10 protein-coding genes and 2 tRNA genes are annotated in these 16,269 nt (G+C 73.5%); 9 read left to right on the top strand and 3 right to left on the bottom strand.

Annotated elements, in window-relative coordinates:
• Positions 1 to 96 precede the first annotated feature (96 nt).
• Positions 97 to 1,755 carry a long-chain fatty acid--CoA ligase gene (locus ACZ6B1_RS32970; protein ID WP_468784439.1) on the top strand — a complete coding sequence of 553 codons (1,659 nt, stop codon included), beginning with the start codon at positions 97 to 99 and terminating at the stop codon, positions 1,753 to 1,755.
• A gap of 81 nt (positions 1,756 to 1,836) precedes the next feature.
• Here the strand turns inward: ACZ6B1_RS32970 and ACZ6B1_RS32965 are convergent, their stop codons facing one another.
• Together ACZ6B1_RS32965 and ACZ6B1_RS32960 are read right to left on the bottom strand one after the other, a co-directional pair.
• Positions 1,837 to 6,225: a hybrid sensor histidine kinase/response regulator gene (locus tag ACZ6B1_RS32965; protein ID WP_468784438.1), complete on the bottom strand. Its 4,389-nt coding sequence runs from the start codon at positions 6,223 to 6,225 to the stop codon at positions 1,837 to 1,839.
• Positions 6,226 to 6,496: 271 nt separating this feature from the next.
• Positions 6,497 to 7,018 (bottom strand): SSI family serine proteinase inhibitor, encoded by a 522-nt coding sequence (locus ACZ6B1_RS32960; protein WP_468784437.1) that lies wholly within the window; start codon positions 7,016 to 7,018, stop codon positions 6,497 to 6,499.
• Between the two features lie 182 nt (positions 7,019 to 7,200).
• On the opposite strand from ACZ6B1_RS32960, the gene ACZ6B1_RS32955 reads away from it, so the two are divergent.
• Together ACZ6B1_RS32955 and ACZ6B1_RS32950 are read left to right on the top strand one after the other, a co-directional pair.
• Positions 7,201 to 7,291: transfer RNA gene (locus ACZ6B1_RS32955), tRNA-Ser, on the top strand.
• Between the two features lie 195 nt (positions 7,292 to 7,486).
• Positions 7,487 to 7,559 (top strand) — tRNA-Arg (locus tag ACZ6B1_RS32950).
• A gap of 332 nt (positions 7,560 to 7,891) precedes the next feature.
• Here the strand turns inward: ACZ6B1_RS32950 and ACZ6B1_RS32945 are convergent.
• Positions 7,892 to 8,383 carry a MarR family winged helix-turn-helix transcriptional regulator gene (locus tag ACZ6B1_RS32945; protein WP_468784436.1) on the bottom strand — a complete coding sequence of 164 codons (492 nt, stop codon included), beginning with the start codon at positions 8,381 to 8,383 and terminating at the stop codon, positions 7,892 to 7,894.
• 90 nt (positions 8,384 to 8,473) lie between these two features.
• On the opposite strand from ACZ6B1_RS32945, the gene ACZ6B1_RS32940 reads away from it, so the two are divergent.
• From ACZ6B1_RS32940 to ACZ6B1_RS32915, 6 genes are all read left to right on the top strand, one after another.
• Positions 8,474 to 8,839 (top strand): HGxxPAAW family protein, encoded by a 366-nt coding sequence (locus ACZ6B1_RS32940; RefSeq protein ID WP_468784435.1) that lies wholly within the window; start codon positions 8,474 to 8,476, stop codon positions 8,837 to 8,839.
• Between the two features lie 196 nt (positions 8,840 to 9,035).
• Positions 9,036 to 9,917: a DUF2797 domain-containing protein gene (locus ACZ6B1_RS32935; RefSeq protein WP_468784434.1), complete on the top strand. Its 882-nt coding sequence runs from the start codon at positions 9,036 to 9,038 to the stop codon at positions 9,915 to 9,917.
• Between the two features lie 118 nt (positions 9,918 to 10,035).
• The gene (locus ACZ6B1_RS32930) at positions 10,036 to 10,776 is read left to right on the top strand and encodes a response regulator transcription factor (RefSeq protein ID WP_468784433.1); all 741 of its coding nucleotides are present in this window, start codon (positions 10,036 to 10,038) and stop codon (positions 10,774 to 10,776) included.
• Entirely contained in the window at positions 10,773 to 12,383 is a 1,611-nt protein-coding gene (locus tag ACZ6B1_RS32925) for an ATP-binding protein (protein WP_468784432.1), read from the top strand. The genes ACZ6B1_RS32930 and ACZ6B1_RS32925 overlap by 4 nt, the downstream gene beginning before the upstream one ends.
• Before the next feature lie 14 nt (positions 12,384 to 12,397).
• Positions 12,398 to 14,008 carry a bifunctional glycosyltransferase family 2/GtrA family protein gene (locus ACZ6B1_RS32920; RefSeq protein WP_468784431.1) on the top strand — a complete coding sequence of 537 codons (1,611 nt, stop codon included), beginning with the start codon at positions 12,398 to 12,400 and terminating at the stop codon, positions 14,006 to 14,008.
• Entirely contained in the window at positions 14,005 to 16,206 is a 2,202-nt protein-coding gene (locus tag ACZ6B1_RS32915) for a glycosyltransferase family 39 protein (RefSeq protein ID WP_468784430.1), read from the top strand. The genes ACZ6B1_RS32920 and ACZ6B1_RS32915 overlap by 4 nt, the downstream gene beginning before the upstream one ends.
• Positions 16,207 to 16,269 lie beyond the last annotated feature (63 nt).

The following is a 16,269-nucleotide window of genomic DNA, read 5'->3' as shown; positions in this document are numbered from 1 at the left end:
ACTGTTTCTCTTCTCCTAGTGACATACCGCGCGGTATGTGCGCAGAATCAGCGCAACCCCGACCACCGCGTAGGCAAAGTCGCCCGGGAGGACGCCGTGCTGAGCACCATGCAGGACGTACCGCTGCTGATCTCGAGGATCCTGACCCACGGGTCGACGGTCCACGGGTCGTCGCGGGTGATCACCTGGACCGGGGAGGCCGAGCCGGACCGGCGTACCTTCGCCGAGATCGGAGCCCGTTCGGCACAGCTCGCCCACGCGCTCCGGGACGGACTCGGGGTGCGTGACGACGACCGTGTCGCGACGCTGATGTGGAACAACGCCGAGCACGTCGAGGCGTACTACGCCATCCCCTCCATGGGCGCGGTGCTGCACACGCTGAACCTTCGGCTGCCCGCCGAGCAGTTGGTGTGGATCGTCAACCACGCCGCCGACCGGGTGATCGTCGTCAACGGCTCGCTGATCCCGCTGCTCGCGCCGCTGCTGCCCAAGCTCCCGACGGTGGAGCACATCGTCGTCTCCGGTCCCGGCGACCGCTCCCCGCTCGAGGGCGCCACCGCCCGCGTGCACGAGTACGAGGAACTGATCGCCGGCCGGCCCACCGCCTACGACTGGCCGGAGCTGGACGAGCGTCAGGCCGCCGCCATGTGCTACACCTCCGGCACCACCGGCGACCCCAAGGGCGTGGTGTACAGCCACCGTTCGATCTACCTGCACTCCATGCAGGTCAACATGACGGAGTCGATGGGCCTGACCGACCAGGACACCTCGCTGGTCGTGGTCCCGCAGTTCCACGTCAACGCCTGGGGCCTGCCGCACGCCACGTTCATGACCGGCGTGAACATGCTGATGCCGGACCGCTTCCTGCAGCCCGCCCCGCTCGCCGAGATGATCGAGCGGGAGCGGCCGACACACGCGGCGGCCGTCCCCACCATCTGGCAGGGCCTGCTCGCCGAGCTGACCGCCCGACCCCGTGACGTCTCCGCCCTCACCCAGGTCACCATCGGCGGTTCCGCCTGTCCCCCGTCCCTCATGGAGGCCTTCGACGCGCTCGGCATGCGGGTCTGCCACGCCTGGGGCATGACGGAGACCTCCCCGCTGGGCACGGTGGCCCGCCCGCCGGCCCACTCGGTCGGCACCGACGAGGAGTTCGGGTACCGCCTGACCCAGGGCCGCTTCGCGGCCGGCGTGGAGGCCCGGCTCACCGGCCCCGGCGGCGAGCGCATCCCGTGGGACGGCGAGTCGGCGGGTGAACTGGAGGTGCGCGGCCCCTGGATCGCGGGCGCCTACTACAACGGCCCCGACGCCGAACCGCTCCGTCCCGCCGACAAGTTCAGCGAGGACGGCTGGCTGAAGACCGGTGACGTCGGCACCATCTCCCCCGACGGCTTTCTCACCCTCACCGACCGCGCCAAGGACGTCATCAAGTCCGGCGGCGAGTGGATCTCCTCGGTCGAGCTGGAGAACGCGCTGATGTCCCACCCGGACGTCGCGGAGGCCGCCGTGGTCGCCGTACCGGACGAGAAGTGGGGCGAGCGCCCGCTGGCCACGGTGGTCCTCCGGGAGGGCGCGAACGCCGACTTCGAGACGCTGCGCGCGTTCCTCGCCGAGGAGGGCAAGATCGCCAGGTGGCAGCTCCCCGAGCGCTGGACGGTCATCGCGACGGTCCCGAAGACCAGCGTCGGAAAGTTCGACAAGAAGGTGCTCCGCAGGCAGTACGCGGAGGGCGGCCTGGACGTGACCAGGCTCGGCTGACGCCCGACGTACGACGAACAGCCCCCGGCACGCGCCGGGGGCTGTTCGTTCGTGCGGGGCGGGGGCGGCGGGCCGTCCTAGCTAGTTCGTCCCGATGCCGGCCAGCAGGTCGACGATCCGGCTCTGCACCTCGGGGCTGGTGGACCGCTCGGCGAGGAACAGCACGGTCTCACCGGAGGCCAGCCGGGGCAGGTCGGCCGGATCGACGGCCGCGGTGTAGACGACGAGCGGGGTGCGGTTGAGCTGCCCGTTCGCGCGCAGCCAGTCGATGATCCCGCTGAACCCGGCCTGCCGGCGGTGCACCTGCATCAGGTCCATCACCACGAGGTTCGGCCGGAACTGCCCCGCGAGCGTCACCGCGTCGCCGTCGCTGGCGGCCCGTGCCACCTGCATCCCGCGCCGCTCCAGCGTCGAGGTCAGCGCCAGCGCGATCTCCGCGTGCTCCTCGATCAGCAGCACGCGCGGCGGATGCTGCTCGCTGTCCCGCGGCGCCAGCGCCTTCAGCAGGACGGCGGGGTCGGCGCCGTACGCCGCCTCGCGCGTCGCCTGCCCGAGCCCGGCCGTGACCAGCACCGGCACCTCGGCGGCGACCGCCGCCTGGCGCAGCGACTGCAGCGCGGTACGGGTGATCGGCCCGGTGAGCGGGTCCACGAACAGCGCGGCGGGGAACGCCGCGATCTGTGCGTCGACCTCCTCACGGGAGTGCACGACGACCGGCCGGTAGCCGCGGTCGCTCAGCGCCTGCTGGGTCGTCACGTCCGGCGCGGGCCACACCAGCAGCCGGCGCGGGTTGTCCAGCGGCTCCGGCGGCAGCTCGTCGTCCAGCGGCTGCGGACGCGGGGTGTCGGCGACCTCCACTGCACCGCCGGGACCGTCCAGCGGCTCCGGTCCCTCGGCCGCGTTCGCGTCCGGGGCGCCTATGGCGTACGACCGTCCGCCGCCCTCGGCGGTCGGGGCGAGCCGGGACTGCCCCGCGAGCGAGGGCTGCGCGGGCGGCTGTTCGGCCGGCGGATGCGTCCGGGCGCCCTGCTCCGGCTGCGCCTCCTGGCGCGCGGCCGGGTCGGGCGGCGTGCCCAGCTTCCGCCGGCGGCCGGAACCGCCGGGCGCGTGCGGGGGCGGGGTGGGCGTCGGCTGCTGCACCTGCAGGGCCTGCCGCGCGAACGGCACGCCCTGCCCGAGCGTACGGACACTGATCGCCCGGCCCTGGGTGGAGTTCGGGTCGCCGGCGTTCCCCGGTGCCTCGGCGGGCAGGGGCTGCGCGGGCGGCAGGGGCTGTGCGACGGCGTGCTCCGGAGGCAGCGGGGTGCCGGTGGCGGGGGTGGTGGCCGTGCCGGGCCGGGCCGCGGGGCCCGCCGGGGGTACGGCCACGCCCGCGCCGGATGTGGCGTCCGCACCGGACCACTGCTGCGGTACGGCGGCCGCAGGGGTACCGGCGGCCGGGGTGGCCGGGCCGCCCTGTGCCACCTGCGCCTGCCCGGCGGCCGCCTCGGCGGGCAGCGGCTGGGCGGCCGGGGCCCCGGCCGGGGGAGTGTCCTGCGTGGCGGCGGGCTGCTGACCCTGGGCGGCGTGGTGCCCCTCCGGGGTGGCCTGCGCGGGTACGGGCACGCCCTGGCCGTGGGTGCCCTGTGCGGGTACGGTCCGGCCCGGCGCCACCTGCGCGGGAACCGGCCGGCCGGGGGCTACGGGCGCTGCCTCACCGGCGGTGCCCTGCGCGGGCACGGCGGCGGGCGGCACCGCCGCCATCGTCTGACCGGGGGCGGCCTGAGCGGGCACACCGGCCTGGACCGCGCTGCCCGGCTGCCCGGCGGGGCTGGCCGGCGCGGCCGTACCCTGCGCCGGAATCCCGTGCCCCGGAACCGGCTGCCTGGCCGGCCCGGTGACGGCCTGACCGGGAGCCGCTTGCGCGTGACCAGCCTGAGCCGGGACCGCCTGGGCCGGAGCGTCGGCAACCGGGGCCGGGCCCTGAACCGGCTCCGCCGTCTCGCCCGGCTGGGCCACGGCCCGCCGGCGGCGGCCGGTCGGCGCACTGGTGGGGTGCGGCTGCGGCGGGGTGTGGTCCTCGGCCTGGTCGGGCGTCACGGCGTCGTGCCGGCCGGCGTCCGTGCCGTCCGCGACGGCCACCGGGGTCTGACCGACCACCGGCGGCTGACCGGTGCCCGTCGCCGGCACGGCGGATTCGGGCGAGCGGTCGGCCTCGGCGGGCGGCAGGGCGAAGACCGTACGGGCGCCGGACTCCTGCGCCGCCGCCCGCTCCTGCGCGGCGGCCAGCGCCCGCCGGCGCCGACCGGTCGGCTGCGCGTCGTCGGCCGCACCGGCCCGGGCCTGCTCCGCACCGGCCGCGGGCAGCGCGGGCGGCAGGGCGGCCTGCGGTGCGTCCGAGTCACGCCGGGCACGGCGGCCCGTGGGCACGGGCACGCCCTGCGGCGGCACGGCGCCGCCGAGTCCGTTGCCCGCGGCGGCGGTACCCGCGGCATGCTCGGCCGCCGTCATCACGGCACCCTCGCTCACGCCCTCGCCACCGTCGCCGGGCTCGGCGGCCCGGCCGCGTCGCCGCCCGGTCCCGCCGTCATGGGCCTCGGCCACGACCGGCGCCGCCGCCTCGACGGCGGCCGCCGCACGCCTGCGGCGCCGCCCGGTCGGCGAGGGCGACTCCGACCCGTCGTCGGCGGGCTCACCGGACTCACCGTCGCTATCCAGGAAGGCGTCCGTCGAGGACCGGCGGGCCCGGCGCCGCCCGCCACCGGCAGCCGGCCCGGCACCCTCGGCGGCGGCCTCCCCGGCGTCCGGGACCTGGGCGGCGACCGCCCCGGCCCCACCGCCGAGCGGCACTTCGAGCACGTACGCGCTGCCGCTCATGCCCGGCACCTCGTGCGTCTGCAGTACTCCGCCGTGCGCACGGACGATCCCGCGCACGATCGGCTCGTGCACCGGGTCTCCCCCGCTGTACGGCCCGCGCACCTCGATCCGCGCGACCTCACCGCGCTGGGCGGCCGCGACCACGACCGTGTTGTCCATGTATCCGCCCGCCGAGACGGGCGCGTTGCCGGTGGCGTCGACACCGGCAACGTCCGCGACGAGATGCGCGAGCGCCGTGGCGAGCCGCTGCGCGTCGACCTCGGCCTCGATGGGCGGCGCGTGCACGGCGAACTGCACCCGGCCGGGCCCGATCAGCTCGACGGCTCCGTCCACACCGGCCGCGACGACGGCGTCGAGCATCACCTTCGTCCGGGCGATGTCCTCGGTGCCCGCGTCGAGGTGCTGATAGCCCAGAACGTTGTCGATCAGCGTGGTGATGCGCGAGTACCCGGCGGACAGATGGTGCAGCACCTGGTTGGCCTCGGGCCACAGCTGTCCGGCGTCGTCGGCGGCGAGGGCGGACAGCTCGCGGCGCAGTTCGTCCAGCGGCCCGCGCAGCGACCGGCCCAGCAGCGTGAGCAGTTGCTCGTGCCGCCCGGCGAGCGCCTCGTAACGGTCCTTCTCCCGCTCGCCGAGGGCGGCGTACCGCTCCTCGCCGGCCGCCAGCTCCTCCTGGTGCTGCTCGCGCAGCTCCTCGAGCTCGGTGACGTGCGCCTGGCGCAGCGCGGTCAGATCGGAGGCGTGCTCCTCGGAGAGCCGCTCCAACTCGTCGGCGTGCGCCTTCTCCAGAGCGGACTTCTCGTCGGCGAGGTCGTCGTACGGCCGCCGGTCGGTGAAGGTCATCACGGCGCCGACGAGCTGGTCGCCGTCGCGCACGGGCGCGGTGGTCAGATCGACCGAGACCCGCTCCCCGCCCTTGGACCACAGCACCTGCCCGCGCACCCGGTGCTTGCGTCCGGAGCGCAGGGTGTCGGCGAGCGCGGACTCCTCGTACGGGAAGGGCGAGCCGTCGGCGCGCGAGTGCAGCACGAGGGTGTGCAGCTCCTTGCCGCCCAGCTCACCGGCCCGGTACCCCAGTATCTGGGCGGCGGCCGGATTGACCAGCACGATCCGCCCGTCGGTGTCGGTACCGACGACACCCTCCGACGCCGCCCGCAGGATCATCTCGGTCTGCCGCTGCGAGCGTGCCAGCTCGGCCTCGGTGTCCACGGTTCCCGACAGGTCCCGCACCACGAGCATCAGCAGCTCGTCACCGGTGTAGCCGTAACCGTCGTACGCCTGCTGCCCGTTCTCCAGATTCGCGCTCGTGACCTCGACCGGGAACTCCGTCCCGTCGGTCCGCCGCGCGATCATGCGGGTCGGCTTGGTCCGCCCGCGCGGGTCCATGTGATCGGGCCGCCGCATGGACCCGGGGATGAGCCGGGAGTCGAACTGCGGCAGCAGATCGAGCAGCCCGCGCCCGACGAGCGCGGTCCCCGGCGCCTCGAAGGCCTCCAGGGCGATGGTGTTGGCGTTGACGACGGTTCCGTTGGCGTTGACCAGGACCAACGCATCGGGCAGCGCGTCGAGTATGGCTGCGAGGCGAGCAGCGCCTCGGGATGGCCTGCTGCTCACGAGACGCTTCCTCCTTGTTACCGCACCTTGCCTACCGCTCGGGCCATCTTGCCAACCGGCCCGCAGGGTGTCACGCGAGGGAGTCTAAGGGCACGGGTTGCGCTCGCGACGCCGGATGAGAGGGAGGTCGCACGACGAAGTGACGGCGAACATGTGACCGTACGCGTCCGTCGTGCGGCGGGCCGCGTCCCGGTCCCGTTCCGCCCTCGTACCGGCTCCGCGAGACCTTCGCGGGACCTTTACGTGAGCCACCGCCGTGCCGGGATCCCGCCTACGCGGACGAACCGAGGTCCGGCAGCAGCGGCACCATCCGGTCCCACCGCGCGATCTCGCATCCGTTGCCCCGGTCGTACGCGGCGTCGACCGGGCGTCCGGCCCAGGTGCCGGTGACCCGGGCGGTGGCCGGTCCGCCGTAGACCATGGTGCAGACGCTGTCGGGGGCGACCGGGGCGAAGGTGTCCCGGCCCCACTGTGTGTTCGCGTCGAGCGCCCGGCAGGCTCCCGCCGCGTCCGGATGGTTCCCGGACGTGGGATGGCAGGCCACCTCGTACGTACCGTCCAGCCCGCGGCCCGCGTGCCGTACGACCACGGTGAGGTGATCACCGGTCTCGTCCTCGGGGCGCGCCGGCGGTGGCATGAGACCCACGCCGGGCGGGGTGGGCGCGAGGTGCGCGGCGGTGGCGGCCGGTGCCGGCGGGGCGGCCGTGGCCGGTGCGGCGGCGAGGGCGGACAGGGACGGGACCGAGAGGGCGGCGAGGGCCGACACCAGGACGCCCCGCGGGACGACCGACATGACAGAGACCATGCCCTGATCAACGCCCACGGCCCCCGGACGTTGCGGCGCCGCACCGCCGGGCGAAGCCCTTTGCCCTGTGACCCCGGTGCCTAGTACCGTGGGGGTCGATTGGTGACAGCACGCTCGACTGTGTCATCATCTGCACGCACCAGTCGCGCGCTCGCGTGAGTGGTTGTGCTGGAGGCGTCGCCTAGTCCGGTCTATGGCGCCGCACTGCTAATGCGGTTTGGGCCTTAAAGCCCATCGAGGGTTCAAATCCCTCCGCCTCCGCGCCCATCCCGAAGCCCCGGTCCCAGGACCGGGGCTTCGGCGTTGTCGGCTCCACCCGCCCTCATTCGCGTTTTCGCAGGTCACAAGGGGTATGCGAATCGGATTTCACATGACGGCGGCAGTCATGTAATGTTCTTCCTGTCGCCGCGAGCGGGCCGGAAGGGCCGGGAGCGGAAGACGAAAACTAAAGAACAAGCACTCGTAGCTTAACGGATAGAGCATCTGACTACGGATCAGAAGGTTGCAGGTTCGAATCCTGCCGAGTGCACACAGGTTGAAGGCCCCGGAGAGATCCGGGGCCTTCTGCGTTTCGGGGTCGTACAGCAGCTGAGTACGGCAACGAGGCCGTGCGGTCCCCGGTGTCCCGCACGCCGAAGGCGGCAGTGGGCCGGGCAGGCTGTGGCCGGGGTGCGTGTGCGTCCCGGACTCCTTCGTCGCCTGCTTCACCCGGGACGTGACTTCCGGGGTGCACGCACGAATTCAGCCGGGAGGAAGGCTGATCCGAGTGGTCCTGGCCGCGAACCGACTACGTGATCGCCACGTCACGGGCCATGCGCGGGATGACTCGTCAGCCGGAGGGCGTATCAGGGGCTCGGTCGCTCAGCACTCCTCCCGCGGGTCGTTGCGGTTGAGCTTCTCCAGGTACTCGTGGGCCAGTGCCGTCGCCCGGGTGAACCAGTCGGTGATGACCGACAGCTCCTCGGGTGAGTAGTCGGCGAACAGGGCCGTGACGCGCTGGTAGTGGCCCGCGTACACCTCCTCGACGCGGTTCACCGCGGCCGGGACGGGGGCCACTCGGACGCGGCGGCGGTCGGCCGGGTCGGGGCGGCGGGTGACGTAGCCCGCGCGTTCGAGGCGGTTCAGGATTCCGGTGACCGCGCCGGTGGTCACGTGGGCCCGGGCCGCGAGGTCGCCGGCCGTGAGCAGTTCCTCGCCCGCCTCCAGGACGAAGCCGAAGCAGGTGAGGTCGGTGACGTTCAGGCCCAGCCGCCGGGCCAGCTCCTGCTGTCCGATCAGGTGGGCGGCGATGAGGTGGTCCATCGCCGACAGCGCCCGCGCCGGATCGGCGGGCGGTCGGGTCGTGCCGTCCATCTTCCTAAATCCCTTAGCTCGTGAGATATTCGGGTGGTAAATGTCTTAGTCCATGAGGGAAGTTCTGTCGCTGTCCCTGGAGGCGGCCTTATGAGTCTGTACGACGAGGGTCACACGATCGCCGGCTGGACCGGCGCCGGTGTCGCGACCGTCGGAAGCGGCGTGCTGGGATGGGGCGTGTGCGCGGCCTCGGCGGCCTGGGTGGCCGGCGGCCTGGCCGTCGTCGCCGCGAGCGTCCTGGTGACCTGGGCGCTGCACCTGTCCGGCTGGGGCAAGCCCCCGGGCGTGCGGCCGCGATCGCAGTGGGGCATGCGGCTCCGGGACACCCGGGCCCGCGACGGGCACCCGGGTTGCGTCAGCTGCCGCCTGGCGGGACGGGGGCGGCGGCGCGCGAATGCCGTGGTGGTGCCGGGCGAGGCGGGCGCCGAATCGGTACGGCTGTCTCCTGTCGAGTAAGAACGTGCCGTCGGCGCGGGATCTGCCGGCGTCCGGTGTGCCGGCCTCCCGAAGTCGAGCCGGCCCGCGGAACGTCTTTGATCCGATGCGCCTTCGCGTGTGTCGGGAGTGTGCTCGGAGAGCACACTCCCGCCGTTCTCCCAGGCCGGCAAGGCACCCGGGGCACTGTCAGTGGTCCCCTCTACCCTCACGGGTGATGGGACGCGTGTGGAAGTGTTCGGGGCTGCGGTGGACGGCTGATGGTCCCGTGCTGGTCTGGGACGGGGGCCGGCGCAGCGCGCTGTCCTGGGGGAAGAGGGTGGCCTTCGCGGTGCCGGAAGGGGCTGTGCGGCGGTGTGTGGGGGCCAGGGGGAACGCGTGTCCGGTGGCGGCCGGGGTGCCGGGGCGGAGCCGGGGGGCGCGGTGCGAGGAGTGTGCGCGGCTGGACCGGGCGCACTCGGTGGCCGCCGACACCCTTGCCGATGATCCGCGGCCGTACCGGGTGTACCTGGCCTGGTTCGGGCCCGGCATGGTCAAGGTCGGTATCACCGCCGTCGAGCGCGGTCCGGCTCGGCTGCTCGAGCAGGGTGCCGTCTGCTTCACCTGGCTGGGTGCCGGTCCGCTGATGGCAGCCCGGCGGACGGAGGAGCTGCTGAGGGCCGCGCTCCGGGTGCCGGACCGGATTCCGTACGCCGACAAGCGGGCCGTACGGGCGGCGTTGCCCAGAGCGGCGGCCGAACGGGCGGCCGAGGTGGAGGAGTTGCACGCGCGGGCCGTCGCCCTCGGCGGGTGGCCGGAGTCGCTGAGCCGGGAGCCGTGCCGGGTGGTGGACCACGTGGAGCGGTTCGGCCTCCTCACCCCGGAGGCGGCGGCCGCCGCGGGGGATGTGGTGGAGCTGGTGCCGGGCGGGGCCGTGAGCGGGGAGCTGGTCGCGGCCGCCGGGCCCGATCTGCATCTGGCGGTCGGTGGGCGGCGCGGGGTCGTCGTCCTCGACACGCGGCTGATGAGCGGGTGGGAGGTGGTTCCCCGGTCATCGGAACACGGTCAACTCAGCCTGCCGGTGAAAGAGTTCGCCAGGGAGCCGGACGGTTTGTTCTGAAGGCGCGGGCGGGGGTGGGCGGTTCCCAGGTGTTCCCTGAGAGCCTCCTGTGTGTTTCTCAGGGAAATCACAGACTGGGGAAAGCGTCTTCTCAGAGGGCCCCGACAGGGTGTCCACCATGACCACGACCTCGCCCCTGGGGCGCACCGAACTGCTGAGGCCGGACGGGAGCCCCGTCCGCGTGCTTGTGGTGGACGACGAACTGTCGATCACCGAACTGCTGAGCATGGCTCTTCGCTACGAGGGCTGGCAGATCAGAAGCGCGGGCGACGGGCAGGGCGCCCTCCAGACGGCCCGCGAGTTCCGGCCCGACGCCGTCGTCCTGGACATGATGCTGCCGGACATGGACGGGCTGACCATCCTCCAGCGGCTGCGCCGCGAGCTGCCCGACGTGCCCGTGCTCTTCCTGACCGCCAAGGACGCGCTGGAGGACCGGATCGCCGGGCTCACCGCGGGCGGCGACGACTACGTCACCAAGCCGTTCAGCCTGGAGGAGGTCGTGGCCCGGCTGCGCGGGCTGATCCGGCGCTCCGGCGCCGCCGACCGGAGGTCCGACTCCATGCTCGTCGTGGGCGACCTGACCCTGGACGAGGACAGCCACGAGGTGTCGCGGGGCGGGGACAACATCCACCTGACCGCCACCGAGTTCGAGCTGCTGCGCTTCCTGATGCGCAATCCGCGGCGCGTGCTGAGCAAGGCGCAGATCCTGGACCGCGTGTGGTCGTACGACTTCGGCGGACAGGCCAACGTCGTCGAGCTGTACATCTCATATCTGCGCAGGAAGATCGACGCCGGGCGGGAACCGATGATCCACACCCGGCGTGGGGCCGGTTACCTGATCAAGCCCGCCGTGTCATGAGCGGGCGACGACGGCCGCGTCCGCGGAGACGAGCGGGGCAGCCGCGCACCCTGCGGACCCGGCTCGTCGTCGCGTCGGTGGTGCTGATCGCCGTGGTCTGCTCGGTGATCGGCACCGTCACCACGCTGGCACTGCGCTCGCATCTGTACGACCAGCTCAACGGCCAGCTCGACGAGGTCGCCGCACGTGCGTCCGGCTCCTTCGGCCCGCCGGGCGAGCGGCCCAGGGGCGGCATGGCACCGGGCGGCCGGACCCATCCCCCGGTCCTCACCGACTTCGTCACCCGAGGCCCGCAGCCGCAGGGCACCATCGCCGCCATGGTCCAGAACGGTGTGATCACCGAGGCCAAGCGCGGCAAGCAGTCCCCCAGCGATTTCGAGATGAAGGCGAAGTCGCTGACCAAGACGCAGATGGCCGCCCTCCAGGCCGTTCCGCGGGAGGACGGGGGACAGCACACCGTCGACATCCCCGGCCTCGGCGAGTACCGGGTCGAGTACCGGACCGGCGACAACGGCGCCTACTACGTCGCCGTACCGACGGCATCGGTCGACAACACGATCGACACCCTGATCCTCGTCGAGATCAGCGTCACCGCGGCCGGTCTCGTCGCCGCCGTCATCGCGGGCTACGCGCTCGTCGGCGTCGCCACCCGCCCCCTGCGCAAGGTCGCCGCCACCGCCACCCGGGTCGCCGAACTGCGCCTGCACACCGGCGAGGTGAACCTGAGCGAGCGGGTGCCCGACGCGGAGTGCGACCCGCACACCGAGGTCGGTCAGGTGGGCGCCGCGCTCAACCGCCTGCTCGACCATGTGCACGGCGCGCTGCACGCCCGGCAGCAGAGCGAGACCCGGGTACGGCAGTTCGTCGCCGACGCCAGCCACGAACTGCGCACCCCGCTCGCCTCCATCCGGGGCTACGCCGAGCTCACGAGACGCGGACGCGAACAGGTCGGACCCGACACCCGGCACGCCCTCGGCCGTATCGAGTCCGAGGCCGGACGGATGACCCTCCTCGTCGAGGACCTCCTCCTGCTCGCCCGGCTCGACGCCGGGCGCCCGCTGCGGTTCGAGCAGACCGATCTCGTGCCGCTCGTCGTCGACACCGTCAGCGACGCCCGCGCGGCCGGCCTGGACCACAACTGGCGGCTCGACCTGCCCGACGCACCGGCGCCGGTGTCCGCGGACGCGGCCCGCCTGCAGCAGGTACTGGTCAACCTGCTGGGCAACGCCCGCAACCACACCCCGCCGGGGACCACCGTCACCGCGCGCGTGCAGCGGCGCGGGGCGTGGATGTGCGTCGACGTGGAGGACGACGGGCCGGGCATCCAGCCCGAGCTGCTGCCGCACGTCTTCGAGCGGTTCGCCCGCGGGGACTCCGCCCGTTCACGGGCCACCGGGTCCACCGGTCTGGGGCTCGCCATCGTGCAGGCCGTCGCGGCCGCGCACGGCGGCGCCGTGACCGTGGACAGCGTGCCGGGACGGACGGTCTTCACCGTGCACCTGCCCGCGCTGGGCCCCGCCGAGGTACGCCCGGCCGCCGGAACGGACTGGGAATCGCACTCACAGGCACGGCACAGCGCCACCACACGGGCGGAACAGGGCACCTGAGGAGAGTCGGTGCCATGCGAACCGACTCTTCTCCCGGCACCCTGCCGGCGCGGGAGCACCTCCCGGCCGGAAACGCCGGTACGCCTGTCCTGGACGTAGTGATCCCCGTCTACAACGAGGAGAAAGACCTCGAGCCGTGCGTGCGCAGACTGCGCGAGCACCTCGCGCGCACCTTCCCGTACGCCTTCCGCATCACCGTCGCGGACAACGCCTCCACGGACGACACCCCGCGGGTGGCGGCACGGCTGGCGGCCCAGCTCCCCGAGGTCCGCACGTTCCGGCTGGAGCAGAAGGGCCGCGGCCGGGCCCTGCGGACGGTGTGGTCCGCGTCCGACGCGCCGGTCCTCGCGTACATGGACGTCGATCTGTCCACGGACCTCAACGCCCTGCTGCCGCTGGTGGCCCCGCTGATCTCGGGCCACTCCGACCTCGCGATCGGCTCCCGGCTCGCCCGTGCCTCACGGGTCGTGCGGGGCCCCAAGCGTGAGGTGATCAGCCGGGCCTACAACCTGATCCTGCGCGGTTCGCTGCAGGCCCGCTTCTCGGACGCGCAGTGCGGGTTCAAGGCCATCCGGCGGGATGTGGCACAGGTGCTGCTGCCGCTGGTGGAGGACACCGGCTGGTTCTTCGACACCGAGATGCTGGTGCTCGCCGAGCGGGCCGGGCTGCGGATCCACGAGGTGCCGGTCGACTGGGTGGACGACCCCGACTCGACCGTGCACATCGTGCGGACCGCGACCGACGACCTCAAGGGCGTGTGGCGCATCGGCCGGGCGCTGGCCACCGGTTCGCTGCCGCTGGACCGGCTCACCCGGCCCTTCGGGGACGACCCGCGTGACCGCGAGATCCAGGACGTGCCCCGCGGCCTCGCCCGCCAGCTCGTCGGGTTCTGCGTGGTCGGCGGCCTGTCGACACTGTTCTACCTGCTGCTGTACAGCGTCTTCCGGCAGTTCTCCGGCTCGCAGACCGCCAACGCGCTCGCGCTGCTGGTCTCGGCGGTCGCCAACACGGCCGCCAACCGCCGGCTGACCTTCGGGGTGCGCGGCCGCGGCGGTGCGGTCCGGCACCAGGCGCAGGGCCTGGTCGTCTTCGCCATCGGACTCGCCCTGACCAGCGGCTCCCTGGCCGCTCTGAACGCGGCGGGCGGCAGCCCCGCGCACTCCACCGAGCTGGCGGTGCTCATCGCCGCCAACCTCGCGGCGACCGTGCTGCGTTTCCTGCTCTTCCGGGCCTGGGTGTTCCCGGACCGCCCGGAGGACGGCATGGCCTCCACCGTGGTCGCCGCGCACACCCCGTCCGCGCACACCCCGTCCGCGCACTCCCCGTCCGCGCCGGCCCACGCCACGGTGCCCTCGCCGACGTACGCCACGACGTCCGCGCCGGCCCACGCCACGGTGCCCTCGCCGACGTACGCCACGACGTCCGCGCCGGCCCACGCGACGCCCGCGCCGCACCGGCCGGACGGGCCGCTCCCGCGCCGCCCGCTGCCGCACCCGGCGTACGGCCCATACCCGACCACCGCCCAGGTCCGCGCCGGTGACGCCGCGGACGGCACCTGGAGGGACGGCACCATGCCGCTCCAGCCGGTGCGCCCTCACGACACCGAGCCGGGGGACCCCCGATGACCACGCACTTCGACCAGCCCGCCCAGCAGGGCGCCCCCGCCGCCTGGGGGCCGCCCCCCACGGCTCCCCCGCCGGCCCCGGAAGCGGCCGACCCTCGCCGGCCCTTGGTGTCCCGGGTGTGGCGCGGCCGTCCCGAGGACCCGCGCTGGGCGCGGCCGGCCCTCCTCGGCCTGCTGGCCCTCACCCTCGTCACCTACCTGTACAACCTGAGCGCCTCCGGCTACGCCAACTCCTTCTACTCGGCGGCCGTCCAGGCCGGCAGCAGGTCCTGGAAGGCGTTCTTCTTCGGCTCGCTGGACGCGGGCAACGCCATCACCGTCGACAAGCCCTCGGCCTTCCTGTGGCCGATGGAGCTGTCGGTGCGGATCTTCGGCCTGAACTCGTGGGCGATCCTCACGCCCCAGGTGCTCATGGGCGTCGGCACGGTGGCGGTCGTGTACGCCGGGGTGCGGCGCCGGTTCGGTCCCGCCGCAGGTCTGATCGCGGGCGCGGTGCTCGCGCTCACCCCGGTCGCCGCGCTGATGTTCCGGTTCAACAACCCGGACGCGCTGCTGGCCCTGCTGATGTCGCTGGCCTGCTACTTCGTCGTCCGCGCGGTGGAGGACGGGCGGACCCGGTGGCTGGTGTGGGCGGGCGTCGCGATCGGCTCCGCGTTCCTCGCCAAGACCCTCCAGGCGTTCCTGATCCTGCCGCCGCTGGCGATCGTCTACGCCGTGTGCGGGCCGGTACGGCTGCGGAAGCGGCTGGTGCAACTGGCCCTGGCGACCGTCGCGCTCGTGGTGGCGGGCGGCTGGTGGGTGGCGATCGTCGAGCTGTGGCCGGCCTCCTCCCGGCCCTACACAGGCGGTTCGCAGAACAACAGCTTCCTCGAGCTGACCTTCGGCTACAACGGCCTCGGCCGGATCAGCGGCGACGAGACCGGCAGCGTCGGCGGCGGTGGCGGCGCGGGCGGATCCGGCCAGTGGGGCGAGACCGGCTGGGACCGGATGTTCAACGCCGAGATCGGCAGCCAGATCTCCTGGCTGATCCCGGCCGCGCTGATCCTGCTGGCCGCCGGCCTGTGGGCGACCCGCAGGTTCCGGCGCACGTCGGTCACGCGCGCCTCGTTCCTGGTGTGGGGCGGCTCGCTCCTCATGACCGTGGTGGTCTTCAGCTACATGGCGGGCATCTTCCACCAGTACTACACGGTGGCCCTCGCCCCCTACGTCGCGGCCGTCACCGGCATGGGCGCCGGGCTGCTGTGGGAGCGGCGCCGGGAGACCTGGGCGTCGATCACGCTCGCCGCCGCCGTGGTGGCCGCGGCCGCCTGGGGGTACGTCCTGCTCAACCGCACCTCCGACTACCTGCCCTGGCTGCGGTGGCTGGTGCTGGTCGGTGGCCTCGCGGCCGCGTTCGGGCTGGTCTTCGCCGGGCGGATCTCCCGGCAACTGGCCCTCGGCGCGGCGGCGGTGGGTCTGGCGGCCGCGCTGGCGGGCCCGGCCGCGTACACCCTCAGCACGGTGGACTCGGCGCACACCGGTTCCATCCCGACGGCCGGTCCGGCGGGCGCGAGCACGATGGGCTTCGGCGGCGGTCGTCCGGGCGGCGGCAACGGCGACGGCATGCCGGGCGGCTTCGGCGGCGGGATGCCGGGCCAGGGGCAGCGGAACCAGCAGGGCCGGCCGAACGGGAACGGAAACCTGCCGGGTCAGGGCCAGGGCTTCCCCGGCGGGGGCATGCCGGGTCAGAACGGCAACACCCAGGGCCAGGGCCGGCCGAACGGGAACGGCTTCCCGGGCGGCGGTGCCATGGGCGAGGGCGGCCGGACGGGCGGCGGGGGCGCCGGCGGCCTGCTGAACGGCGCGCAGGTCGGCTCCGCGGCCAGGAGGCTGCTGGAGAAGGACGCGGGCGAGTACACCTGGGTCGCCGCCGCCATCGGCTCCCAGAACTCCGCGAGCTACCAGCTCGCCACCGGCGACCCGGTGATGGCGATCGGCGGCTTCAACGGCACCGACCCGTCCCCGACCCTGGCCCAGTTCAAGAAGTACGTGGCCGAAGGGAGGATCCACTACTTCATCGCCGGCGGCGGCATGGGCGGTGGCGGCATGGGCGGCAGCGGCAGCGGTTCGGCGTCGGAGATCAGCTCGTGGGTGCAGAGCAACTTCAAGAAGGCGACGGCCGGTTCGGCCACCTTCTACGACCTGACGAAGAGCGCCTGACGAAGAACAGCCGATGACGACCCGCCGTACACCGCAGGGCCCCGGCCGTGCGGTGTACGGCAC

The organism is Streptomyces sp. NPDC041129, from assembly GCF_055592265.1.
This window is presented reverse-complemented; position numbering and strand designations above follow the sequence as displayed.

Excerpts from the sequence above, each read along its gene's own strand:
- ACZ6B1_RS32935 (WP_468784434.1), top strand. The coding sequence starts at position 9,036 with ATGGGACGCGTGTGGAAGTGTTCGGGGCTGCGGTGGACGGCTGATGGT.
- ACZ6B1_RS32920 (WP_468784431.1), top strand. The coding sequence starts at position 12,398 with ATGCGAACCGACTCTTCTCCCGGCACCCTGCCGGCGCGGGAGCACCTC.
- ACZ6B1_RS32925 (WP_468784432.1), top strand. The coding sequence starts at position 10,773 with ATGAGCGGGCGACGACGGCCGCGTCCGCGGAGACGAGCGGGGCAGCCG.
- ACZ6B1_RS32930 (WP_468784433.1), top strand. The coding sequence starts at position 10,036 with ATGACCACGACCTCGCCCCTGGGGCGCACCGAACTGCTGAGGCCGGAC.
- ACZ6B1_RS32960 (WP_468784437.1), bottom strand. The coding sequence starts at position 7,018 with ATGTCGGTCGTCCCGCGGGGCGTCCTGGTGTCGGCCCTCGCCGCCCTC.
- ACZ6B1_RS32940 (WP_468784435.1), top strand. The coding sequence starts at position 8,474 with ATGAGTCTGTACGACGAGGGTCACACGATCGCCGGCTGGACCGGCGCC.
- ACZ6B1_RS32915 (WP_468784430.1), top strand. The coding sequence starts at position 14,005 with ATGACCACGCACTTCGACCAGCCCGCCCAGCAGGGCGCCCCCGCCGCC.
- ACZ6B1_RS32945 (WP_468784436.1), bottom strand. The coding sequence starts at position 8,383 with ATGGACGGCACGACCCGACCGCCCGCCGATCCGGCGCGGGCGCTGTCG.